Origin of the sequence: Chryseobacterium gleum (genome assembly GCF_900636535.1) — a bacterium.
GTDB classification, from domain to species: domain Bacteria; phylum Bacteroidota; class Bacteroidia; order Flavobacteriales; family Weeksellaceae; genus Chryseobacterium; species Chryseobacterium gleum.
This window is the reverse complement of sequence record NZ_LR134289.1, coordinates 4,707,537-4,732,500: the sequence shown is the minus strand read 5'-3', so window position 1 is coordinate 4,732,500 and position 24,964 is coordinate 4,707,537. Positions and strand designations below refer to the sequence as shown.

The 24,964-nt window shown below is 37.5% G+C and carries 18 protein-coding genes and 1 rRNA gene (1 of these 19 running past the window's edge); 5 read left to right on the top strand and 14 right to left on the bottom strand.

The window, feature by feature from the left end; translation table 11 throughout:
- A 16S ribosomal RNA gene (locus EL165_RS21780) occupies positions 1-1,164 on the bottom strand (it extends 352 nt beyond the left edge of the window).
- A gap of 1,438 nt (positions 1,165-2,602) precedes the next feature.
- Between EL165_RS21780 and EL165_RS21775 the strand changes: the two genes are divergently transcribed.
- Positions 2,603-5,470 (top strand): M16 family metallopeptidase, encoded by a 2,868-nt coding sequence (locus tag EL165_RS21775; protein WP_002984135.1) that lies wholly within the window; start codon positions 2,603-2,605, stop codon positions 5,468-5,470.
- A gap of 87 nt (positions 5,471-5,557) precedes the next feature.
- On the opposite strand, the gene EL165_RS21770 is transcribed toward EL165_RS21775, so the two are convergent.
- From EL165_RS21770 to EL165_RS21760, 3 genes are all read right to left on the bottom strand, one after another.
- Positions 5,558-6,634 (bottom strand): GNAT family N-acetyltransferase, encoded by a 1,077-nt coding sequence (locus EL165_RS21770; RefSeq protein ID WP_002984136.1) that lies wholly within the window; start codon positions 6,632-6,634, stop codon positions 5,558-5,560.
- On the bottom strand, positions 6,631-7,629 hold the full coding sequence (locus EL165_RS21765; RefSeq protein ID WP_002984140.1) for a polysaccharide deacetylase family protein: 999 nt from the start codon (positions 7,627-7,629) through the stop codon (positions 6,631-6,633). The genes EL165_RS21770 and EL165_RS21765 overlap by 4 nt, the downstream gene beginning before the upstream one ends.
- 70 nt (positions 7,630-7,699) lie before the next feature.
- The gene (locus tag EL165_RS21760; RefSeq protein ID WP_002984143.1) at positions 7,700-9,838 is read right to left on the bottom strand and encodes a S46 family peptidase; all 2,139 of its coding nucleotides are present in this window, start codon (positions 9,836-9,838) and stop codon (positions 7,700-7,702) included.
- Between the two features lie 291 nt (positions 9,839-10,129).
- Between EL165_RS21760 and EL165_RS21755 the strand changes: the two genes are divergently transcribed.
- Complete coding sequence (locus EL165_RS21755) at positions 10,130-10,615, top strand: copper resistance protein NlpE (protein WP_228370584.1); 486 nt, start codon at positions 10,130-10,132, stop codon at positions 10,613-10,615.
- A gap of 39 nt (positions 10,616-10,654) precedes the next feature.
- Here EL165_RS21755 and EL165_RS21750 read toward each other — a convergent pair whose 3' ends face one another.
- Positions 10,655-11,302, bottom strand: a complete 648-nt coding sequence (locus tag EL165_RS21750) for an MgtC/SapB family protein (RefSeq protein WP_002984149.1) — start codon at positions 11,300-11,302, stop codon at positions 10,655-10,657.
- Between the two features lie 216 nt (positions 11,303-11,518).
- On the opposite strand from EL165_RS21750, the gene EL165_RS21745 reads away from it, so the two are divergent.
- The 3 genes from EL165_RS21745 (at position 11,519) to EL165_RS21735 (ending at position 13,220) form a co-directional block, all read left to right on the top strand.
- Positions 11,519-11,917 (top strand): immunity 22 family protein, encoded by a 399-nt coding sequence (locus EL165_RS21745; RefSeq protein WP_002984151.1) that lies wholly within the window; start codon positions 11,519-11,521, stop codon positions 11,915-11,917.
- A 116-nt stretch (positions 11,918-12,033) separates the two neighbouring features.
- A complete protein-coding gene (locus EL165_RS21740) occupies positions 12,034-12,507 on the top strand; it encodes a hypothetical protein (RefSeq protein WP_228370585.1) in 474 nt (157 codons plus the stop codon).
- On the top strand, positions 12,504-13,220 hold the full coding sequence (locus EL165_RS21735) for a hypothetical protein (protein ID WP_002984156.1): 717 nt from the start codon (positions 12,504-12,506) through the stop codon (positions 13,218-13,220). The genes EL165_RS21740 and EL165_RS21735 overlap by 4 nt, the downstream gene beginning before the upstream one ends.
- Before the next feature lie 77 nt (positions 13,221-13,297).
- Here EL165_RS21735 and polA read toward each other — a convergent pair whose 3' ends face one another.
- From polA to EL165_RS21690, 9 genes are all read right to left on the bottom strand, one after another.
- Positions 13,298-16,132 carry a DNA polymerase I gene (gene polA / locus EL165_RS21730; RefSeq protein ID WP_002984159.1) on the bottom strand — a complete coding sequence of 945 codons (2,835 nt, stop codon included), beginning with the start codon at positions 16,130-16,132 and terminating at the stop codon, positions 13,298-13,300.
- Between the two features lie 289 nt (positions 16,133-16,421).
- Positions 16,422-16,835: a type VI secretion system tube protein TssD gene (gene tssD, locus EL165_RS21725; RefSeq protein WP_002984162.1), complete on the bottom strand. Its 414-nt coding sequence runs from the start codon at positions 16,833-16,835 to the stop codon at positions 16,422-16,424.
- A gap of 357 nt (positions 16,836-17,192) precedes the next feature.
- Positions 17,193-17,606 (bottom strand): type VI secretion system tube protein TssD, encoded by a 414-nt coding sequence (gene tssD, locus EL165_RS21720; protein WP_002984165.1) that lies wholly within the window; start codon positions 17,604-17,606, stop codon positions 17,193-17,195.
- 279 nt (positions 17,607-17,885) lie between these two features.
- Positions 17,886-18,803 carry an ankyrin repeat domain-containing protein gene (locus tag EL165_RS21715; RefSeq protein ID WP_228370586.1) on the bottom strand — a complete coding sequence of 306 codons (918 nt, stop codon included), beginning with the start codon at positions 18,801-18,803 and terminating at the stop codon, positions 17,886-17,888.
- A gap of 1 nt (position 18,804) precedes the next feature.
- Entirely contained in the window at positions 18,805-20,052 is a 1,248-nt protein-coding gene (locus EL165_RS21710) for a Tle-like phospholipase domain-containing protein (protein ID WP_002984172.1), read from the bottom strand.
- Positions 20,053-20,069: 17 nt separating this feature from the next.
- Positions 20,070-20,924, bottom strand: coding sequence for a hypothetical protein (locus tag EL165_RS21705; RefSeq protein ID WP_002984175.1), 855 nt, complete (start codon positions 20,922-20,924; stop codon positions 20,070-20,072).
- A gap of 32 nt (positions 20,925-20,956) precedes the next feature.
- Positions 20,957-23,143: a type VI secretion system Vgr family protein gene (locus EL165_RS21700; protein ID WP_002984178.1), complete on the bottom strand. Its 2,187-nt coding sequence runs from the start codon at positions 23,141-23,143 to the stop codon at positions 20,957-20,959.
- A gap of 194 nt (positions 23,144-23,337) precedes the next feature.
- Positions 23,338-23,751, bottom strand: coding sequence for a type VI secretion system tube protein TssD (gene tssD, locus EL165_RS21695; protein WP_002984181.1), 414 nt, complete (start codon positions 23,749-23,751; stop codon positions 23,338-23,340).
- A gap of 344 nt (positions 23,752-24,095) precedes the next feature.
- Positions 24,096-24,959, bottom strand: a complete 864-nt coding sequence (locus tag EL165_RS21690; RefSeq protein WP_002984184.1) for a lytic transglycosylase domain-containing protein — start codon at positions 24,957-24,959, stop codon at positions 24,096-24,098.
- Positions 24,960-24,964 lie beyond the last annotated feature (5 nt).

Genomic DNA, 24,964 nt, shown 5'->3' with positions numbered 1-24,964 from the left:
CCTTCCTCTCTACTTGCGTAGGCAGTCTCACTAGAGTCCCCAACTTAATGATGGCAACTAGTGACAGGGGTTGCGCTCGTTGCAGGACTTAACCTAACACCTCACGGCACGAGCTGACGACAACCATGCAGCACCTTGAAAAATGTCCGAAGAAAAGCCTATTTCTAAGCCTGTCATTTCCCATTTAAGCCTTGGTAAGGTTCCTCGCGTATCATCGAATTAAACCACATAATCCACCGCTTGTGCGGGCCCCCGTCAATTCCTTTGAGTTTCAAACTTGCGTTCGTACTCCCCAGGTGGCTAACTTATCACTTTCGCTTAGTCTCTGAATCCGAAAACCCAAAAACGAGTTAGCATCGTTTACGGCGTGGACTACCAGGGTATCTAATCCTGTTCGCTCCCCACGCTTTCGTCCATCAGCGTCAGTTGTTGCTTAGTAACCTGCCTTCGCAATTGGTGTTCTAAGTAATATCTATGCATTTCACCGCTACACTACTTATTCCAGCTACTTCAACAACACTCAAGACCTGCAGTATCAATGGCAGTTTCACAGTTAAGCTGTGAGATTTCACCACTGACTTACAGATCCGCCTACGGACCCTTTAAACCCAATAAATCCGGATAACGCTTGCACCCTCCGTATTACCGCGGCTGCTGGCACGGAGTTAGCCGGTGCTTATTCGTATAGTACCTTCAGCTACTCTCACGAGAGTAGGTTTATCCCTATACAAAAGAAGTTTACAACCCATAGGGCCGTCGTCCTTCACGCGGGATGGCTGGATCAGGCTCGCACCCATTGTCCAATATTCCTCACTGCTGCCTCCCGTAGGAGTCTGGTCCGTGTCTCAGTACCAGTGTGGGGGATCACCCTCTCAGGCCCCCTAAAGATCGTAGACTTGGTGAGCCGTTACCTCACCAACTATCTAATCTTGCGCGTGCCCATCTCTATCCACCGGAGTTTTCAATATTAAGTGATGCCACTCAATATATTATGGGGTATTAATCTTCCTTTCGAAAGGCTATCCCCCTGATAAAGGCAGGTTGCACACGTGTTCCGCACCCGTACGCCGCTCTCAAGATCCCGAAAGATCTCTACCGCTCAGCTTGCATGTGTTAGGCCTCCCGCTAGCGTTCATCCTGAGCCAGGATCAAACTCTCCATTGTATGTTTGTCTGACTCACTCAAAGTTTTTAACGCTTTAGTTTTTCCTTACTTGGTTGTTATATTGTATGTCAATGATCTTTATATCTTCCGCTTTTCCCGAAGTACCCTCTCTGTCAGTAGCGCTCCGTATTTGCGAGTGCAAAAGTAAAACTTTATTTTTTAATGACCAAATGTTTTTGAAGAAAATTTTAAAGTTTTTTAAGTAACCTTAATCCTTCTCAAACCCTCAATCTCTCTACTCCTGCGCTCCGATTTATTCGGACTGCAAAGATACAAACTCTTTTTTATCTTACAACTCTTTTTGCAAAAAGTTTTAAAGTTTTTTTTCGTCTGTCTCTTGTGAAGTAAATAATGTTCCTGCTTACCTAAAAGCTCTTCTGCGCTTACTGTTCTACTCTCGTTTTCAGTGGGGCAAAGATAGCAACTTCTAACAACGCAAAACAAGTTTATTTAACATAAATTTTACCGTTTCGTAATATTTACTCTTAAAGCACTGGATTGCAGGGAGAAAAATTTTAAACATTTGTTTGGGGTATTGGGTTGGAGGGTTGGAGAGTTTACGCGTTGGAGAGGGTGAGAGGGGATGATTCGCGATGCGGGGTTTTCGGGGTGTGGAAGGATGAAAAATAAGGTCTATAGAATTATATAGAATAGCTTTTTTTAAGTAAATAGCCTATATATATGCTTTGGCTACAGCCGAATTATCATATATATATAATGAAGGGAGATTGTTGATTTTTATGTATGGGGTGATGATTGCCCACAGATCTCGCAGATTGACACAGAGAAGGAGTTCTTGTTATATACATTTATACTATATATAGAACGGTAAGCCTTGGAAATGCTAAAGAGTATACTTATATATATAATATAGAGTGATAAGGTGTAACTCCTATACCCGTAAAATGCCTCGACTCAGCTCAGCATGACATTGCTAATACTAACGGCTAAAAGGTCTGAGACTCTATACTATCATTTTACTTCCTTTAAGACTCTCGTAAAGAAGTTGGGATTCCTGCGGAATGACAAAAGGGAAATGGAGGTATGTTCGTATACTAACCACTTTCTATAGAAATCAGAAATATTGAGAACGCAATACTAATGTTACTGCTCTACCCGGCAACCCGAAACTCAATAACCCGAAACTCATCATTCATCATTCATTATTAAAGACTCCTACCCTAGCCTTGATAGGAATGGCTACCCGCAGCAGGAGCTGGAGCGTGGGTGGGTTTGAGCGTGGGAGTGAGAAATTATAAAGGGAAAGAAAATCGTAATTGCTAATCTGAAACTCCTTATAGTAATGGTTTTCTTTTGATGATTCAAGTTTTCAACTATAAGAATAGATGTAATAATGATAAAAAGCAGCTGACATTTTTTTTGATTCCTTACATTTGTACTGCATTCCGGTTTCTAAGGAATGAAATGAGTTTTATATATGACAGACAGAAAATATAAGGAAACGGTTCACACAGATAAAAACCATTACGAATATATTACAGTAACAAACGACGAAAATAACGTCCGAATCTATACTTTGAAGAATGGATTAAAGGTTTTTCTCGCTCAGAATTTTGATGCTCCGAGAATACAAACCTTTATTCCGGTAAGAACAGGAAGTAATAATGACCCTGCCGATAATACTGGGCTGGCTCATTATCTGGAACATATGATGTTTAAAGGGACTTCCAAAATAGGAACCCAGAACTGGGAAAAAGAAAAGGAACTTCTTGATCAGATTTCAGCATTGTATGAAGAACATAAAGCAGAACAGAATCCTGAGAAGAAAAAGGAAATCTACAAAAAGATAGATGAAATCTCACAGGAAGCCAGTCAGTACGCCATTGCCAATGAGTATGACAAGGCAATTTCTTCTCTGGGAGCAAGTGGAACAAACGCACATACCTGGTTTGATGAAACGGTTTACAAAAACAATATTCCAAACAATGAGCTTGAGAAATGGCTGAAAATAGAAAAGGAAAGGTTCTCTGAAATTGTCCTTCGTCTTTTCCATACTGAGCTGGAGTCGGTATACGAAGAATTCAACAGAGCACAGGACAATGATACAAGACTTGTAAGTTATGAGTTGATGGATGCTCTTTTCCCTACTCATCCTAACGGACAGCAAACCACCCTTGGAAAACCGGAACATCTGAAAAATCCTTCAATGAAGGCTATTCACAAGTACTTTGATGAATATTATGTTCCTAATAATTATGCCATGGTACTGGTGGGAGATCTTGATTTTGAAAAAACGATTCAGTTGATTGATCAGTATTTCGGTACTTTACCTTATAAAGAACTTCCTAAAAAGAACCCTGTTATTGAACAACCTCTAACAGAAATTGTCACAAGAACAGTAAAAAGCCCTACTACTCCACGGACTCAGATTGCATGGAGAACGGAAAGCTATGGGACAAGAGAAGCTATGCTGGCCGATATTGCAGCCAATATACTCAGCAACAGAGGAGAAGCCGGATTATTGGATTTACATATCAATCAAACGCAGAAAATGCTATGGGCACAGGCCTTTTCTGTGGGATTAAGACAGTACGGCTACTTTTCCATCGTTGCTGTTCCTAAGGAAACACAAACGCTGGAGGAAGCAAAGAATATGGTACTTGATGAAATTGAACTGATCAAAAAAGGAGATTTTCCGGATTGGATGCTACCTGCCATCATCAATGATTTCAAGCTTCAGAGAATGAAAGGGCTTGAAACCGCAGAAGGACTCGCCACTACACTTTATGATTCTTATATAAAAGGAAGAACCTGGGAACAGGAACTGAATGAAATGGATGAATACGCCTCTTTCACCAAGGAGGATGTAGTAAATTTTGCCAATGATTTTTTCAGGGAAAACTATGTGGTAATCAATAAAGAAAAAGGAGTAAATGATAAGTTGATCAGAGTTGAGAACCCCGGTATCACTCCTGTTAAGATTAACCGTGATACCCAGTCTGAGTTTTTAAAAGAGATTTTAGCGGATAAAACTGAGGATATTAAGCCTGAATTTATCGATTATCAGAAAGAAATCATCACTGATCAGCTGAATGGGAAAAAATTAAGTTTTGTAAGGAACAAGTACAACGATATTGCCCAGCTGCATTTTATTTTTCCTATGGGAAGTGATCATGACAGAGATTTAGGAATTTCCACTCAACTGCTTCAGTATTTGGGAACCGATACGCTTTCGCCGGAAGATCTGAAAAAAGAGTTTTTCAAAATAGGAATCAGCAATGATTTTAAAACAACGAATGATCAGCTGACCCTATCTTTAAGCGGACTGGAAGAGAATATTGAAAAGGGAATTGCCCTTCTTCAGCACTGGATGCATGATGTAAAACCTGATCAGGAGATCTATAACCAATTTGTAGGAACAGTACTGGAAAACCGCCAGGCTGTCAAGAAAGACAAAAACCGTATTATAACAGCCCTGAACAACTATACAAAATTAGGAAGCAATTCACGTTTTACGGATGTTATTTCGAAGGAAGAACTTGAAAACAGCAATGCGGAAGTTTTTACAGACAGAATGAAAAAGCTATTCAAATATCCTTACCAGGTATTTTTCTATGGTAAAGACTTTGAAAATTTCAAGGAATATATCGGAAGGTATGTAGAACCTGAAAGTCTTAAGATCCCTGATGCCAAGGAATATCCTGAACCTGCGACAGGAGGAAACGTCAATTTCATCAATTATGATATGGTTCAGATGGAAATGAGTAAGATCGGGAAAGGAAATGAGGTGAATCCTAATCATTTTGGAAAGATCAATGTATTTAATGAATATTTCGGAAGAGGATTGTCTTCGATTGTATTCCAGGAGATCCGTGAAAGTAAAAGTCTCGCCTATTCAGCGTATGTTTCCTATGCAGCGAATTCTGAGCTTAACCATCCTGACTACGTGACTACTTATATCGGAACCCAGCCGGACAAACTGATGATTGCGGTGGATACCCTGAATGAACTGATGACAGAACTTCCTGAAGTACCTATTCAGTTTGAAAATGCAAAGAATGCAGCCCTGAAACAGATTGCTTCAACAAGAGTTACCCGAAACAATATATTTTTCAACACTTTAAGATTGAGAAAGCTTAATATTTATCATGATTTCAGAAAGGATATTTATGAGCAGATCCAAAGCCTGAAATTTGAAGATATCAAACATTTCTATCACACAGAAATCAAACCGGTGCAGTTTAATACAGCCATTATCGGGAAAAAAGAAAATCTGGATATGGAAGCCGTCAATAAAATGGGAACATTTAAAGAAGTAAGTCTGAAAGATATTTTCGGACATTAAAAAAACAAACGCCTGAAAAGATTATCAGGCGTTTGTTTTTTTATAAATGATGAATGATAATTGATAAGTGATAATACCTTATTCTACTTACGTCATCATACAATCTCCGTCGCCATCCTGATAGTTTGGGTTAAAATTATCGGGTAATAATGCCAAAAGGTTCTTATGGAAAAGATATTCTCTTCTGAAATCACGCTCGTAGATATGGGAAAATACTTTTGAGTTTTGTATCGCTTTGTTTAATCCGGTTTGATAAGAGGTGAAGCCTTTCACTTTATGGGTAATGATGAAGTAATTTAAAAAACGGACAACCTCATCTGAATTACTATCCGTAAAAAGATAAGGTATTTTAAGATAGCCATCACGGAGCTGCAACAGAAAACAAGATGTAAGTTTATTGGTTTGATCAAAGATTTTAATCCAGAAGTATTTAAATGTCCCGGCAAAACTCGAAAAAAAGTATTGGTCATCTTTTTTGCCCTCCAGCACCCAGGGGTTGTCTATAAAGATGTTAATCTCATCTGCATTACGCCTGTTAGGAAATCCATTAATGAAAACAGCACTTTCCTGATCGATTCTATCCAGCATTTCATATTTGAAATCCGGTTTCTGTGTGGAAAGATTTTTTATTGAGATCAGTCCATTGGCTGTAACATCCAGAATTTTTAAAAGTGGCTTCAGGGATTGCGTTCCCGGCTTTTTTTCAGGAATCATTTTAGCAGCATCTGTTCTGAAATAATAGCGCTTTCCTTCTTTAGGAAAAACATACTCAAACACTCCCATAATATTGTAAAGTGCCTCTGCTTCTTTGGTAAATTCTGTAATGGCAATTCTTCCTTCGTACTCTTCAAAAACTTTTTTCAATAATGCTTTTGCCGGTCTTTTCTTTCTGTATTCCGGATTCACATACAATGTACTGAGCCAGGCATAACGGATTTTTTTTCCATCAATTTCAAAATGATCTGGAAAACACCCCACATAACCCACCAGTTTTTCTTCATAGAAAGCCAGAATAAGAAGAGTGTCTTCAGCTGATGCTTTTGGATTCTGGATATGAGACAATGAACGATGCCTGGTAACCGGAAGAAAATCATATTGCTGAAAATCTCCGGAGGATATAAAATCTCCCAGTTCTTTTCTGTTGTATGTTTTCAGTGTTATCATTTTCTCAGAATCATATTTTTATTGATCAGCTTTTTCAGCCTGAAATAAGCAATTTCCTTTTTCAATATCTGTGCTCCGCTCTCTCCCATTTCCATCGGAATTCTTTGAAAATTTTTCTTTACACTGTCCAGCTTTATGCCGGCACATCCGAAGCTGCAGTAAATTTCTTCATTTTTATAGAGTTCATCAAAAAAATCTTTCTTGACTTCAAAATCGGTAAACGGGAATGCAAAACTTTCGTACAAAAAACCATTTTCTTTTACATAAGCAAAAGCTTTATCTGTTGTTTCCATCTGTTCTTTCAGAGATAACTCTCCGTATTTCGGGTGGTCCCAGCTGTGCGATGAGATTCCAAAGCCTTTGCGGGTAAGATCTTCTAATTCTTCTGTTGTTAAATAAGGTTTAAATTCCTTTGAATAAGCCTTAAAATCTATTTCAAGTTTTTCAGCAAGCTGATACAGAATATTTCTTTCCTGATAATTTACGGATAAAATTTTCTTTTGTAGAACGCGTCTATCTATGTTTTTTAAGGATAGAATAAAATAAATTTCAGGATCTATGGTTTTTCTTTTTTCAACAGCATCGGCAAGCAGACTCGCCTTACACCTGAACATCATCTCTTTGTTATCAATGAAAGCAGGATTGATAAAATTACAGGCATAAATTCCTTTACGTTCCAAAACAGGAGCCGCAATATCATAAAACTCTCTGAAACCGTCATCAAAAGTAAGCAAAGCAATTTTTTTTGCAGGCTTAAAATTTCCTGACATAAAATCTTTGAACTCCTGCCAGTTTACAAACTGAAAATTCTTTGAGAGATGATCTAGATCTTCTTCAAACTGCCTGGTATTCTTATAGCGGATTATGTGTTTCAAATGAGGAAGTTCCTTGTCTGAGACACTATGATAAAGAGGCAGACAGTAATCCAGCGGAAAAGATTTCCCGATATGATCAGATCCGAAGGCTGCCAGTACATTGATGATCCTGTCTTTCATCTTATTTAAAATAAAAAAGAATCTATTCAAAACTCAATTCAAATAGATTCTTAAAGGTATAACTTTTAAATTATTTTATAATTTTCATTTCATCAATAAGCCACTTTGAGTCAGCAAACTTATCAATGATGAAAAGGATATATTTCGTGTCTACCATGATGTTTCTGCTGAAACGCGGATCATAGTTTATATCACTCATAGTACCTTCCCACTGTCTGTCGAAGTTCAATCCGACAAGGTTTCCGTTGGCATCCAGAGCAGGACTTCCTGAGTTTCCTCCGGTTGTATGGTTGGTTGCTGTAAATCCTACAGGAACATCACCTGTTTTATCTTTATAAATTCCGTAGTCTTTTTTGTTGTAAAGATCAATCAGTTTCTTTGGAACATCAAATTCATAATCTCCAGGAACATATTTTTCCATTACTCCTGCCAGGTGAGTCTGGTATCCGTAAGATACGGCATCTCTTGGTGTAGAGCCTTTCACTTTACCATAAGTTACACGAAGCGTTGAATTCGCATCCGGGAAGAACTTTCTGTCCTTATCCGTCTGCATCTGCTGAGCCATGAACGTTTTCTGTAAAGCATCGATTTTTGCCTGCATTGAAGTATATTGAGGATCTGCAGTTTTCATATAGGTTTCCTTCATGGCAACATACAGCTGATAAATCGGGTCTTTCTTTAAAGTTTTGATCAATTTATCCTGATTGGAAAACGCTTTATCAATATCTGTTGTCAAAGTTGCTCCGTTTACAGCAGTTCTTCCTGTGACAACAGAGTTTTTAGACATATCTTCCACTACAGGAATGTTGGCATTCTCATCTTTATATTTGTTGAAGCCTGCCGGTAAAAACTGTGGTGCTGTTTTATTAACGTACAATGCCAGTAACTTTGCCGTTACTTTAGCATCAAGCTCTGCACTGTAGTCTTTATAAAAAGAAGTTAATTTTGATTTTAATTTTGTAAGCTCCTTTTCATCCATTCTTCCGGCTTCCACAGCAGCTACGAAATCATAATAGTCTCCTGCAAGCTTTAAAGTCTCTGCATTTCTGGTTACTTCTGTATAGTAAGCATTGTTTAATGCATAAGGAGCCTGATCATTGTATAGTTTATTCAGCTGATCCAAAGTATTCTTGATCTCAGGATTTTTAGCCACCAAAGAGCCTTCGTACATTACTTTCTTTTCTACAGCATTGGATTTTTTCAATCCTTCAACTTCACCAATCCACTTTTTCCAGTAATTGGCTACTGAAGCATATTTTGAAGCGTATTTGATACGTGTTTCATTATCAACACGCATTTTCTCATCTAATGTTTTTAAAGCCACATCACGTACGGCAATCTTAGCAGGATCAATATCTTTCATGATCTTTTCTACCGCAACGGCAGGAAGGTATTCCGTAGTTCTTCCCGGGAATCCGAATACAAAAGTAAAATCGTTTTCGTTTTTATCTTTTATGGAAACCGGTAAATAGTGCTTAGGTACGTAAGGTACATTGTCTTTTGAATATTCCGCAGGTTTGTTGTTTTTGTCTGCATAGATTCTGAACATAGAGAAATCTCCGGTATGTCTTGGCCAAACCCAATTGTCCGTATCACTCCCGAATTTCCCGATACTTTGAGGCGGTGCTCCTACAAGCCTGATATCTTTATACGTTTCGATGGTATAAGCATAGTATTTGTTTCCATAATACATAGGCTTTACCATGATCGACTGGTAAGATTCAATTTTCTGGGCGTTTTTATATACCTCAATATTATTATTGATCTTTTTGGTAAGTTCCGGTTCTGTAAGATTGTCCGTACCTTCCAAAATATGATCCGTAACTTCTTTTATATCTACAATAAAATCTACTTTTAGTCCGGGATTAGAAAGTTCCCCTTCTGTATTTTTTGCCCAGAAACCGTTTGAAAGAAGATCATTCTGAACGGTAGAGTGCGCCTGAATCTGGCCGAAACCGCAGTGATGATTGGTTAACAGCAATCCTTTCGGTGAAATAATTTCCGCAGTACATCCGCCGTTAAACTGTACTACTGCATCCTTAATGCTCGGTTTCTGAGGGTTGAAAATATCTTTAGCAGAAATCTTCATTCCCAAATCCTTCATTTCCTTTTCATTCAGCTCTGTAGGAATCCACATTCCTCCATATTGTTGTGCAAATGCCATTGCAGCTGGCAAAAGAAATACAGATAAAAGTATCTTTTTTGTCATAATCAAAATTTTGCCCCAATTTACGAAGAAAAATATGAACAGGCTTTATAAAACAGGTGGAAAAGTTATTAAGAGTAGGTTTTTGAAAATAAGGAGAGTCAATAGTGAATTTTGCTTCGCAAGTGAATGGTGAATTTTTATAATCAAATGATAAGTAATTTCATTAAGAATTAACAAGCAAGCGAATTGCCTATGCACCATTCCTTAGAGATGATGTTGAATGCTCTTCTGGCTCAGTTTTTGTTGATTGGAAGTATCTTTATTATTAAAAACATACTTAAATCTATTATTATGATGAAAAGCAAAATGCTCATCTTGGGAATGGGAGCCGCTCTGTTCCTTGCTTCATGTTCTAAAAAGGAAACAACTGAAACAACAGCAACAACAGATTCTGCTGCCACTGTTCAACCTACCGCAACAGACAGTATCACAAAAGCAACTCCAACTGCTGCCGGAGATACTTCAGAGAATGCACTGGACTGGGCCGGAACTTATGAAGCCACTGTTCCATGTGCCGACTGCCCGGGAATCAAGACTTCTTTAACGTTGAATAATGATAAAACATTCAGCATTACGGAAGAATATCTTGAAAGAAACTCTAAAAATCAGGATAAAGGATCTTTTACATGGGATGCAACAGGAAGCATAATCATTTTAAAAGGTAAATCGGCAAACTACAAATATAAAGTGGGTGAAAATATGTTGATCCAGCTGGATATGGAAGGAAAGGAAATAGACGGTCCGAACAAGGATCTTTATGTATTCAAGAAAAAATAAAAATAAAGGCTCCGGCCTTTATTTTTTTGTTCTTATAGTCTAGAACTGATAAGCAGTAATTTTAGGATCATTTACCAGACGCCGTATTACTTCTTCATGGTGACTGTTTTTTCCTACCAGCCTCCAGACAACAGTAAAATTGTCCTGTGAATATTGTTGCCTGATCATCTGATATCTTAAATGATGTTCTTTAAAGATATTCTCGCAATAGCTGATGTCTTCTGCCCTGGTTACAGCAATTCTGTATTCCCTTACTTTATTATAATCATCAATAAAATTCTGAAGATAGGTTAAGGCACTCAGAACGATGAGTACCAAAGCGGTTCCGAGCATGGCAATATAAACATATCCTGAACCAACTGCCATTCCTATAGAAGCTGTAGCCCAAATGGTTGTTGCGGTCGTAATACCTTCAATTTTATTATCTCCTTTGAAAATGACTCCTGCTCCCAGGAATCCGATTCCGGTAATGATATTGGCAGCAAGGCGGTCCGGGTTTTCAACTCCTATCTTTATAGAAAGAATGGTAAAAAGACAGGCTCCAAAACATACGAGAATAAATGTTCTTAGACCGGCAGATTTATTCCGGTATTCCCGTTCAGCACCAATGAACAGTCCCAGAATAACAGAAATGAGAATCAGCAGTAATTCATTTTTGACAATATAATGGTCCTGAAGGAAATCCATAGCTTTTAATTTAAACCAGGAATAAATTTACAATAAAATACAATTAAAGAACTACTTTTGCCACTCGGATTTTGTCTCGTACATTAAAAAAATATTTCACGAAAAACTTTTGTAATATTACACCTTAACAGCAACAATTCCTGAAATAAAGAATTATGAAGGTAATCAACAGCAAATTCGCTCAAAAAAGATCAAAAAATAATACTTATATACATTATGGATAAAGAAATTTCACACTTCTGGTTAGGATATTTTAAAAATGAAGAAGACTTTTACAGTTTCGTTGAAGAAGACGAAAATTATTATATCGAGGAGGAAAGCGAAGATCAGTACGTTTCCAAGTTTGCGGAATCACAGAATATCAAATGGTTTGATGATGATTTTATAGAATATGGTTTCGAAGATGAAAGCCTAAGTCTTTATGACAAGTTTGCAGAATATTCTTATGCTGACCAATGGCTCCCGATCCTGGAAAGAAAACTGAATGAATTAAGCCTGGATACTCCTGTGAATGCCATTATTTTCGCCACAAGATTTGTAATTCCCAATCCTGTTTCTGTGGAAAATGATGATTTTTCACTGCATTATGTGGGTGAAATAGAATATGATATTTAATATCAGAGATCAATCTGCTCAATAATTGCTGGCAACAAGTGATTTTATTATACTGATCATCTGTTGCCATTTTTTAATCAATAAAAATGAAGATAATAAAGCTATATATTTGAATCATGAAAGAATCTAAACCTAATCAGTTCTACTCTTTTCTGAAGAAATGGTTCATTAGTACTGCTTTTATTTCATTGATTACATTCTTACAATTTTACTGGTCAATGGGAACCTTTTCAGACCGTATTTCAAGCGGTTGTCCGGAGTGTTCATTTTTTGAAGATGCGGTATTTATATCGCTTATAACCGGTAGCTTTTTATCAATTGTCTTTTCTCTGTTTTTCTTTGTTAAGAGAATCATCCTTAGGGCTTCTGTTGAGTTCTTATTACTGATCTTGCTTTGGTTATTTTGGAACTACACCATATTTGTAGACAGAGAATCTTCCTGGAGCACTTACGACGTCACTTCGGAAATTCAATATACTGTTTCGCTTTCTTATCTTTCTGTTATCTTGCTGGGATGTTTGTGTATTTGGATCTTACATTATCAGGAAATAAAAGCTAGATTTGTATTTTGTAAAAATAAACACCATTGAAAAAAAACATTTCTATTTTACTTTTAGCTTCTTTAATTGCTTATTCATGTAATAAAACCCAAACAGATCCTCCTAAAGCCTCTACAGCCTTAAAAAAAAGAGATACAGCACAAGCTCAGAAGGAGCAATCAGCAGCAGGAAAACAAGTGTCAGATTTTGTTTCCAAGGAGTATGAAATCCAATATGAAACAGAAGGTGACCTCAACCAGGACGGATTTCCCGATAAGGCTTTAGTTCTAAGGAAAAAAGACGACACTTTAGCACAGAGAACAATGATTGTCCTTTTAAAGAATCCTGACAAAACTTACCGTCTATATAAAACTTCCAAAACAGTCCTGCCCGCCGAATACAATGATTCAGGTTATAAGATGCATGATCCTGAAGACATCAGTATTGAGAAAGGGGAATTACATATCAGTTTATATGACATCGGGCCTTACGGCAACCAGTTCAGTAAATTCAAATATATGAATGACAACAATCTGGTTCTCACTTATATCGAAACCTATAATATGGGAGCGGGTTCTCATTCTGCTCTCTATTACGAACCAGTGAAAGGTAAAGTAACGCTTGAAACGGTAAATACTATGGAAGAAGAAATGCCGTCAGAAACTAAAAAGGTAATCTTGAAGAAAGAAAGATTCTTATTTGAAAACGTTTCTCCTGATGATGTTGTTACCAATGTTTACCATTCTGTAGAACAGCAGGAGTAAGCTGTCCCGATCTAATAAAATAAAACTTCCGTCTCCAGGACGGAAGTTTTTTATTTAAGGTATTATTTTTAGTCTGATTAATGGGCTTCCAGCCAATTATCCCCTACTCCAATCTCCACCAATAACGGAACCTGTGTTTTTAAGGCATTTTCCATTTCTGTTCTGATCAGATGGGAAGCAGATTCAATTTCATCCGCCGGGGCTTCAAACACCAATTCGTCATGGACCTGAAGAAGCATTTTTGTTTTCAGCTGCTGCTCTTCCAGTTCCCTGTCAATTTTAATCATAGCAATCTTAACAATATCTGCTGCACTTCCCTGAACTGGTGCATTTACAGCATTTCTTTCAGCGTGGCCTCTCACCACAAAGTTGTTTGAATTGATATCTTTCAAATGACGTTTTCTGCCTAATATTGTTTCTACATAGCCTAACTGACGTGCTTTGTTCACCTGTTCTGCCATGTATTCCTTCAACTTCGGATAAGTCTCGAAGTAGGCTTCGATCATCTGCTTGGCTTCTGTACGGGATAGCCCAGTTTGTTCTGCCAATGCAAAAGCTCCCTGACCGTAGATGATCCCAAAGTTCACGGTTTTGGCCTGGCTTCTCTGGGTTTTGGAAACTTCAGCTAATGGAATTTTAAACAGTTTCGCGGCTGTGGAAGCATGAATGTCCTCTCCATCCTGGAAGGCTTTGATCATGTTTTCTTCTCCTGAAATTTCTGCAATAAGACGAAGTTCAATCTGAGAATAATCGGCAGAGATAATCTTTTTTCCTTCTCCGGAAACGAAAGCTCCACGAATCTGCTGTCCTCTCAGCGTTCGGATCGGGATATTCTGCAGGTTTGGGTTTACACTCGCCAAACGGCCTGTTGCGGCTGTAGTCTGTGAGAAATTGGTATGTACTCTGTTGTCGTCTTTATCGATCTGCGACGGTAAGGCATCTACATAAGTTGATTTCAATTTCTGGTAAGTTCTGTACTCCAGAATATGTTTGATGATCTCATGTTTTGAAGAAAGCTTCTGAAGAACATCTTCCGAGGTTGCATACTGCCCGGTCTTTGTTTTCTTGGCTTTTGGATCAAGCTGCATTTTTTCAAACAGGATTTCTCCCAGCTGCCTTGGTGAATTCATGTTGAACTCTTCGCCTGAAAGTTCAAAGATTTTTGCTTCTAATCCTTTCAGATCATTTTCAAGATCTACACTTTCCTGTGCTAGCCATTTTTCATCCAGGGAAATACCAGACAGTTCCATTTTGGCAAGTACTTCCATCAGAGGCATTTCGATATTGTAGAAAAGTTCTTCCAGGTTTTCTTTTTTAAGCTGTGGTGCAAAAAGTTCATACAACTGGAATGTTACATCTGCATCTTCGGCCGCATAATCGGTCTGGGTTCTGAGATCTGCATCTCTGAAGTTTCCTTGTTTTTTACCTTTTTTTCCAATGATGGTTTCAATGGATACAGGCTTGTAGTTCAGGTACACTTCAGAAAGATAATCCATCCCGTGTCTTCCGTCCGGATTCAGCAGATAATGGGCAATCATGGTATCAAACATGGCCCCTTTCACCGTAATATCGTATTGTTTTAAGACTTTATAATCAAATTTGAGATTGTGTGCTACTTTCAGCAGGTCTTCTTTTTCAAAAAACGGTCTGAAGATTTCCAGGGTCTGCAAAACTTCTGCCCGGTCTTCGGAAAGCGGAATATAATAGGCAAGCCCTTTTTTATAAGAGAAGCTCATTCCTACCAATTCAGCTTCCAGCTCGTTCAATGAAGTGGTTTCTGTATCGAAACAAACCACTTTTTGCTGTAAAAGATTATCTACAAGTTTTTTCTGAGCTTTCGGATTATTGATAAACTGATACAGATGATCGTTATGCTCAATAGTTGATTTTGTAGAAGTAGCCTGCTCCAGCTCTTCAAAATTAGCAAAAAGGTCAAGCTGCATTACCTGTCCCTTAACTTCTGTTCCTGCCGGAGTCTGTTTTACTTCTACCTCGCTTACGACAATAGTTTCTGCCGGCGCAGGAGCAAAAGCTCTGTAAAGGTTTTCGTACAGCCTTCTGAATTCTATTTCATCAAAGACTTCTTTTACTTTTTCAAAATCCGGAGTTTCAAGATCATATTGTTCCTGATGGAATTCTACGGGAGCATCACAGATAATGGTTGCCAGTTTTTTAGACAAAATTCCACGTTCTGCGGAGGCTTCTACTTTTTCCTTCAGTTTCCCTTTCAGCTTATCAGTATTGGCTAACAGGTTTTCAATGGTTCCGAATTCTTTAAGGAACTTCATCGCCGTTTTTTCTCCTACCCCTTCCAGTCCCGGAATATTATCTACCGCATCTCCCATCATGGCAAGAAAATCAATAACCTGTTTAGGGTCTTCAATTTCATATTTTGCCTTTACTTCTTCTACTCCGAGAATTTCGATATCACCTCCTTTTAAACCTGGCTTATAAATTTTAATTTTATCCGTAACCAGCTGTGCAAAGTCTTTATCGGGTGTCACCATATACGTGGTATATCCTTCTTTTTCTGCTTTACAGGCAATAGTACCTATTACGTCATCTGCTTCATATCCTTCTACTCCAAGAATTGGAATATGCATTGCCTCCAGAATTCTGTGGATGTATGGAACAGCAATTTTGATTGCTTCGGGAGTTTCACTTCTGTTGGCTTTATAATCAGAGAAATCATCCGTTCTTACGCTAGCTTGTCCTACGTCAAAAACTACGGCCAGATGAGTAGGTTTTTCTCTCCTGATCAATTCAATTAAAGAATTGGTAAAACCAAAAATAGCAGAAGTATCCAGCCCTTTGCTGGTGAGTCTCGGATTCCTGATTAATGCGTAATATCCTCTGAAAATCATCGCATACGCATCGATGAGAAACAGCCTTTTATCTTGTGTTGCGTCCATATTATCTATAATGAACAAATATAAGAAAATAGGAGTAAAAGTTGATAGTTTGAGGAAGGGTTTCAGGAATGAGATTGGGGTTTCGGGGATATGGGATACGAGGTGCGGGATGCGGGATACGGGATACGTATTATAGTAACCACTTTTTAGCAGTTATTGTTTTGAAATGGAATTGTTCATTCTTATCTCGATGGCTTTCCATTTTTATTATTTTAACAACCACTTTTTATAAAAATAAAACAGCATATCCAAAGACATGCTGTTTCTTTTTTTATTTAAGTTTATGGGATTATTTACCAGATGTAGGCCATAGTCCTGCGTACTGAGAATTACCGTAGTCAATAGTTTCAGCACTTACTACGAAGCTGATCAGCATACTGTTGCTGTCAATGGCATCAAAGTCTACTTCGTGCTGGATTACATATCCGTTTTCCCATTTCAAAGTAATTAATGTTCCTTCTTCGTGAGATTTATTGAATGTGATTTCTCCTACTGTAGGCTTATATTTACCGTTTAACAAGCTTTCAAGGATGTCTGATTTTTCAGTAGCTTCTACCGTAACCTTGATTAATGCATTGGAAGGATCTGATGCTACACGTCCTGATACGTCTGTAGATCTTGATACACTGTAGTTCATTTTTAACAGCTTCTGCCCTTCTCCGTTGTTGAATTTTAAGATTCCTCTTGAATTTCTTTCTGCCATGATTGTAAATTTTAATCGTTAGTAATAAATTGTAATTCAATAATTATATAACAAAGATAAAACCCTTGTTTTTGAAAAAAAAGCATTTGAATCTAAATCTGAAAAAGTGTCGTAATTGTACGATTTGATGTCGTAGTTCTACGATTTATTGTCGTAATTCTACGACAACAGATTTAAAAACAGAACATAAACGCCTTATTACAAACATATTAAAAGAGAAGTTATTACTACACTATAAAGAGATATATTACCTCTGAAATTATCCTCAAAATCTGATAATGTTAAATAAAAAACAGAACAGCGTCTCTTGCCCGCTGTTCTGTACCAATTTTATTTTTACTAAGATGATGAATAGGCTTATTTACCTGCTGAAGGCCATAATCCTGCGTACTGAGAAGTACCGTAGTCGATGGTTTCAGCACTTACTACGAAGCTGATCAGCATACTGTTGCTGTCAATGGCATCAAAGTCTACTTCGTGTTGGATTACATATCCATTTTCCCATTTCAAAGTAATTAATGTTCCTTCTTCGTGAGATTTGTTGAATACAATTTCCCCTACTGTCGGCTTATATTTACCGTTTAATAAACTTTCAAGGATGTCTGATTTTTCAGTAGCTTCTACCGTAACCTTGATTAATGCGTTGGAAGGATCTGATGCTACACGTCCTGATACGTCTGTAGATCTTGATACGCTGTAGTTCATTTTTAACAGCTTTTGTCCTTCTCCGTTGTTGAATTTTAAGATTCCTCTTGAATTTCTTTCGGCCATGATTGTAAATTTTAATCGTTAATATTTTGTGATTCGGTGATTGTGTTAACAAAGATAGAGGCTCTTTACCGCTAAAAAAAACTTTTCAATATAAATCTGAAAAAGTGTAGTAGTTCTACGATTTGTTGTCGTAATTCTACGATATTAGATTTATATACAACATTAACATTCTGTTTATAAGTATATTACATAAATTTAACAAGAATTATAAAATTAAAATATTTCACTCAAAAAAGATAATTAACATACGGAAAATCATATTATTAACCCTTTATTATGTTATTTTCCTTTAATTCTGTTTAAATCCTCCTGATAAAGATTTTCTCCGTAATTGTTCTTAAAATTTACTGATAGCTTATCTTTAGAACTTAAAGACTCATATTGTTTTATTCTGAGTTTTGCTTCTTCCAATGTGTCCTTCTTATATGGAAATGCTACATTATATTTCTCAACCAGCTGTCTTTTAATTCTGAATAATTTTTCATAATAAGGAGAATCAGGCAGGTTACGATCATTTTTCTGCTTTTCCTTATACTGAATATAATCTGCGATCGGGCAAAGGTTCGTTCCTTTAATTTTAGGCAATCCTCCTTTAGTTAAAAAATATTCTGCCATATCCAGATCGTCTCTGGCAGCACTTTCCATAATATTGCTTCCATTATAGGAGACATTATTGATGTCAGCTCCATTCTGAAGTAAGTAATCAATCATTTTCTTTTCGGTACTTTCATCACCTCCGAGGGTCATCGCATCAGATAAGGGGGAATTCCCTAAAGCCGGGTTAGGACTGGCTTTATATTTAAAAAGCAACTGCAGCATTTCGTAATTATTAAGTGCTACAGCATGATTCAAAGGAGATTCAAGACCTTCATGTGGCACTACGATATTGGGATCTGCCCCAAGTTCTAAAAGCTTTTCCATTGCTTTTAAATCTTCAATAATGGAAGCATACATCAGTAAGGTATAACCTGTATTCTCCTGCAGTTTATTGATGTCAATATGTTTTTTCCTAATGAGCTCTTCCATGCCTTTAAGATCTCCATCAAACATTTTCTGGGCTGCTGATAAAGCGTCTCCAGCAAACATTCTTGAAGGAGGATATTGATTTCTATTTTCGTTTTTACGCGACCTAAGATTAAAATCTGAACAGGAAAAAAGTGTCATGATGGAAAATATTATTAAAATAATTGGTTTCATATTATATATTATTAGCTACAACATCAGTATTTATAGTGGCCAGCATTGCCTGGAACGCGTCATTATATGCGCTATGACCGCTTCCAATGGTTTTAATTCCAAGCCCTTCATTATCATCAATATACCCGAAGATTTCATGCTGTTGTCCTAAAGCCCTTGGAACTCCTCCCGTGAGGCCTCCAAAAATTGCAATTTTGTTAAGCCCCGGAATTCTGGATAAAGCCAATGTAGAGAGCAGACCTTCCCTGTTATTTTGCAGCCCGTTAAGAATATCATTACTTGTACTGTAATTGATAATGTTTGAAGTTGATTTTACAGCTCCTTTTTTATCGAGATAATCAAGTGTATTGCCATGTACTCCTCTTGCATTGAAGGTATATCCCGGAAGACCGGTATAATAGGAAGCCATGGCGCTGTTTCCTCCTCCTAATGAATGTCCGGTGAATTTCACTTTTCCTCCGGTAGCATTATCCATTTTTTCAGCGAGCATTCTCGTTTTTTCTATCTGAGGGGTTGCAAAGCCAAGAGCCTGCCCTCCATCTTCAATAAGCCAGTCATGATAAAACTGCATTCCTTTAGGTTCGGATCCCCTGAATGCTACAAAATAATCTCCTGTTTCTTTGTTATAATATAAAGAGGAAAAGAAACCGTTATCTTTATTGGTGTTGAAATCTTTGCTGTTTAACACTCCGGGACCGAACAGCTTATCCAGCTCGGCCTGATCATCTGTATTGATTCTTGTATATCCTTCAATATTGGTATTCTTCCCGTTATCCTCGTAAGAATCCTGGGCCATTCTACTGGCAATAGAGGCTTCCTGTAACTGGGCAACGGGTAAATGAAAGGTTATTTTACCTCCAATGAAACAGTGTAAACTGGAATTTTGCAACAGAGGTTTTTTATTTTCAATTTTTACTTTGGGATGGGTATTTTGCCAGTCGCTTCCCTTGCATAAAAAGGAACAGATATTAAGGCAGTCATCTATGAGAGCGCTTCCTGCCCAGGCTGCGGCTGCCAAAACAAAAAGCCCTCCGGAGAAAGCTGCTGCTACTGCCACACCTGCTAATGCTCCTGCCATCATCATTTCGGGACAAATAAAATTATCTTTAAACCGGTCCTTTTCCGTAGCCATCAGCTTAGCTCCTTTTTTCAACTTTACTGAAGACTGGGAACTGACCCCAATTCCTATAAGTCTCCGGCCTTTACTACAAGTAAGCGGAGTATCCTGTGCGATATATAATTGACTCATAGTGACGGTATTAATTGTTATTTTTTATTTAACTTTATCTGGTATCTGCAAACATAGATCATCTTTTCATTGAGTTCTTCTTTCACATGGAAGATCACCTCTGATAATACAGAATCTTCATTGTAAGTATACTCACCTTCAATGGTGTACTTATATTCCAGAGCATTTCCAAGTGTTCTCTGATATTTATCTTTATAAATACTTTCAAAACGGGACTGGTTCCCCTTACTTTTGCCATCCAGTTTGACTATGAAACCTCCTTTATTTTTTAAAATTTTGTACGAGGAACTATATTCAAGTTCTTCTCCCGGGAAAAGGGTTGACAAAGTTGTTCTTGCAGGAATTTCATCTGTAAAACTTCCTCCGCTGAATATAGGTAAAGGATAAAACATGATCTGATACAAAAAATTTCGACTGATATTACGATCTATATTGTTAAATTCCTGATCATAGATCTGAATAAATGCCTTGTAACTTTCTTTTATCAGTTCAAAAAAATGCAGATCCTTTTTTATCTCTTCCCACCTGCGTAGAATTTCATTTTTATTGGTGACTTCATGAATACTTTTATCGGTATTTAAAGATAGTTCAACAACTTCCGTTGCTTTGTTTATTTTCTCAAGAATTTCATAAAACGGCTGCATTTGTCCGTCTGCCTGAATATATCTCTGGGTAGAAGAATGGATGTTAATATGATTGTATTCTCCAGGTGTTACGATCCAGTCTTCTTCTATTTCTGTCTGGTTAGCTTTCCCTGTTCCCAACGTAAGATAGGATTTGATATTGATGTGATATTCTCCTTTTTTATACCAGGCATATTTAAATCCTGACAGATGGTCATTTTTTTCAGCTTTATTCGGTTCCAAAGTCATGTTTTAATACGTTTTAGAATACATTCACGATATTAGTTGATATCAACATTACTTCCGGTAATAAATATATCTCCTGTCGCATTCATTGAAGTGACTGCTTTACTGTGAATACTCAGGTTATCCTGTGTTACCAATAATGCATTTTTCAATGAATTCAAATCCAGCATTCCTTCTTTTGCAGATATAGTAATGCCTTCTTTAGTAATTGTGATACTGTTTTGACCTACCCTTAATTCAATTTTTGTTTTTCCTTCGAGAGAAATATTTCCGTCTGCGTCCATTGTCAGGACAGAATTGGCTGCCCCGCCTTCTTTTCCTCCGACATTAATGGAATTTGTACTGCCGGCATTTACCGTATTATTATTTCCTACGTTTACCGTTTTATTGTTATTAGCATTAGTCTGGACATTTCCTGCCCCGTCAAACTTCATATTGGCTCCGCCCTGATCCGTTAGAAATACAGATCCTTCACCATCATTTAATTCTAATTTATTTCCACTTCTGCTGCTCAGGCTCTTTATATTGTTACCGGTTCCTCCACCGCCGCCGATTCCACCATGGAACATTCCTCCCATCACAAACGGACGATCAGGATGCTGATGTACAAAGTTGACAATAACCTGGTCTCCTACTTCCGGAACAGCCATAAATCCTCTGTTCTTACTTACTTTATCACTACTTCCGGCATCCGGAGTCATTACGCGGATAAATTCGGTAGTATCAGGTCCGTTTTGCCAATCGAACTGCACCCGTACTCTTCCCTGATTTAAAGGATCGGTATTTGAAATTACTTTTCCAAACTGGGCTTCTGCTTTTGGCATCTGAAATTCGGGACGCGGAATAAATCCTGTATCTGCGGCAATTGCTTCAAATTTACCATCGTAATAGCCTCTGGCATCTACTTCGTGAGTGACTTCAATAATCATCAGCTTGGTAAAATAAGCCGTTTCATTACTCCCGGATTTGCGCATTTCGATATCTGCTGTACATCCCGGGTATAAGAAAGGAACTGTTGTAGTTCCTGAAGTAACGAAAACTTCTGAAGCTTTGCTTCCTGCGGTTCCCTTCTGCGAAGCATCAATATCCATGAAGGAAGAAGCTTTGATAGGAGCAACCCTCAGAGAAGGGGTTGTAAAAGTTTTTTCTGATATTTCGTAAGCACGTCTTGCAATATCTGATGTATGGTTAATTTTTGAACTGCCAGTTGTCAGCTTCTCATTTTTACTGCTGTTATAGCCATAAAAAGTAGGACTTACATGCTGGGCCTTCATTTTGATGGCAATATCACTTACACTGCTTCCATAAGTAAGCCTTACAGGTTTTTCCTGAGGCGGCAGTTTTCCGAAGTGCAGAACTTCCCCATCATAATAAAACTGCTCTCCATAGGCTTCGGCCATTCTGGCGAGATAGTTATAATGGGTTTCTTCATATTGTGAGCTATAGGATATATTTCCATGTTGTGCATCTACTCTGAAATCGAATTTATGCTGTCCCAGTCCTTCTTTAATTACCTGATCAGCAATACTGTTCAGACTTACAGGCTGGCTTCCTCCAAAGCTCTGAATATGAGGAGCAGCATCTAAAAGTACAGTTGGGCTGTAGCCTTTGATCATAATATTTCCAAGACTTCCTTTTTCCTGGCTGAATCCCACTTCTGTAATCACTCCTACAAAATTACGTTCAGCACCTTTCTCAATATCTTTATATTTGAAAACAACAGTAATTCTTTTTCCTAAAAATCTCTGAGCTTCTTCCAGGTTATGATTTTCCGGTTTACCTAAAGTATCATGGGCCAGCATCAGACTGAATTCATGATGCCTGGTAGCACTCTGTACCAGCTTAAAATGATTAAAATGATTAATGATCTGTCCTTCTATGATGACATCGAGCTTGATGACCCGGTTGATTCCTGCTATATAACTCTGAGAAATAGCTTCTGCATTATGTATTTTTGAAGTAGGCTGCCTGGCCCACACTTTTGTCTCAACAACGGAAGGATCATTGGAAACCAATGTTTGATTCAGAAACTTACCTGTTTCCTGTGCTGAGTTTACATGCTGTGCGGTTTCTGCTGTCTTTTTTATTTTATCCCCTGCTTTGCTTACTTTTTCCTCTGCTTTCGCAACCGCATTTTCCTGTGCAGTTTTTTTGATCGTCTCTGTATCCTGGCTGATAGATTGTTGAGAATTCTTTATTTTGGTTTTATCATCTTGAAACATAGTGTTACGTGTTTAAGTTAATAAATATTGAATTGAAGCTGTCGGTATTATTACCAGCTCGTTAAATTCCAGATATCGTTTTCTATGTACTGGATTATTTATCTGAAACTTATTGTAAAGCAGAAAACAGAACAGCAAACTTTTACAAGGGCTGTTCTGTACCAATTTTATTTTTACTAAGATGATGAATAGGCTTATTTACCTGCTGAAGGCCATAGTCCTGCGTACTGAGAATTACCGTAATCAATAGTTTCAGCACTTACTACGAAGCTGATCAGCATACTGTTGCTGTCGATGGCGTCGAAGTCTACTTCGTGCTGGATTACGTATCCGTTTTCCCATTTCAGAGTGATCAGTGTTCCTTCTTCATGAGATTTGTTGAATGTGATTTCTCCTACTGTTGGTTTGTATTTACCGTTTAATAAACTTTCAAGGATGTCTGATTTTTCAGTAGCTTCTACCGTAACCTTGATTAATGCGTTGGAAGGGTCTGATGCTACACGTCCTGATACGTCTGTAGATCTTGATACGCTGTAGTTCATTTTTAACAGCTTTTGTCCTTCTCCATTGTTGAATTTTAAGATTCCTCTTGAATTTCTTTCGGCCATGATTGTAAATTTTAATCGTTAATATTTTGTGATTCGGTGATTGTGTTAACAAAGATAGACGCTCTTTACTGCTAAAAAAAACTTTTCAATATAAATCTGAAAAAGTGTAGTAGTTCTACGATTTGTTGTCGTAATTCTACGACATTGGATTTAACAAATTCATTATAAACACGATTAATAAAGGCTTTCAACACATTTAAAAAGGATAATTAAAATCAATAATTTTACACATTACTGAGAAATATTAAGATTCTTTTAATAAAATTAGTATGTTTTTAACAATACAAAAAAGCAGCAAGTAAGAAACCTGCCGCTTATTTATTTTATTCAATTTTATTTACTGTTTACTGTTGAGTCTTTCCTCCTTCTTTTATGGAACGAACCAATATTTTATTTTTTCTCAGCAGAAAATCGGGCATCAGATCAACCGGAAGATAGAAAGGGCTTTCCCCTTTTTTCTGCAGTTCTTCTACAATTCCCGGATTCCAGGCAAGAATTTTATCTACTCCTATATTCAGTTCGGCTGCAACTACGTTAAGATTAAATCCGGCATTGATTTCTGTTTCTGAAAGTGCAGCAGCAGTTTCTTTCCGGTCTCCTTCAAAAAATACCTTATTGATCCTTGATGAATTATAATTATTCAGCACACTCTGAAGCTCTCCGGTAGCATAACATGCATTCAGGTATTTCTTTACGTGATTAATAGTTTCCCCCGGAAGATATTTATAAAATTCATGATATTGAGAGGAACCTGCAGCTTCCATTGCTTTCGCTATATTTCCTTCGCCACAGTTGTAAGCAGCTACTACCGTCACCCAATTATTATACTTTTTATAGAGGTTGCTTAAAGAAATAGCCGCTGTTTTGGTACTTTTATAGAGATCCGTACGTCCCTGCTCAGTAAGTCCGTACTGGTTGGCGTGTGCAGTCATAAACTGCCAAACCCCTACAGCTCCGGCTCCTGAGGTGATATTTCTGTCAAAATTAGACTCAATCAGAGCCAGGTTTCTCAAATGTTTGGGAAGTCCTTTCTGGAGAAGTAACTGCTCAATAAATTCTACCAGATCTTTATTGGCATTAATGATACTTCTGTACTTTTTCACACTGCTTTCCGAGGTATCGGAAGCGGCAAGAAACTGTCCGTTTACCAAAACAACAGTTCCTATTAATAGTAAACCTGTAAAGATATTTCTGACAATCGTTTTCATGTTAA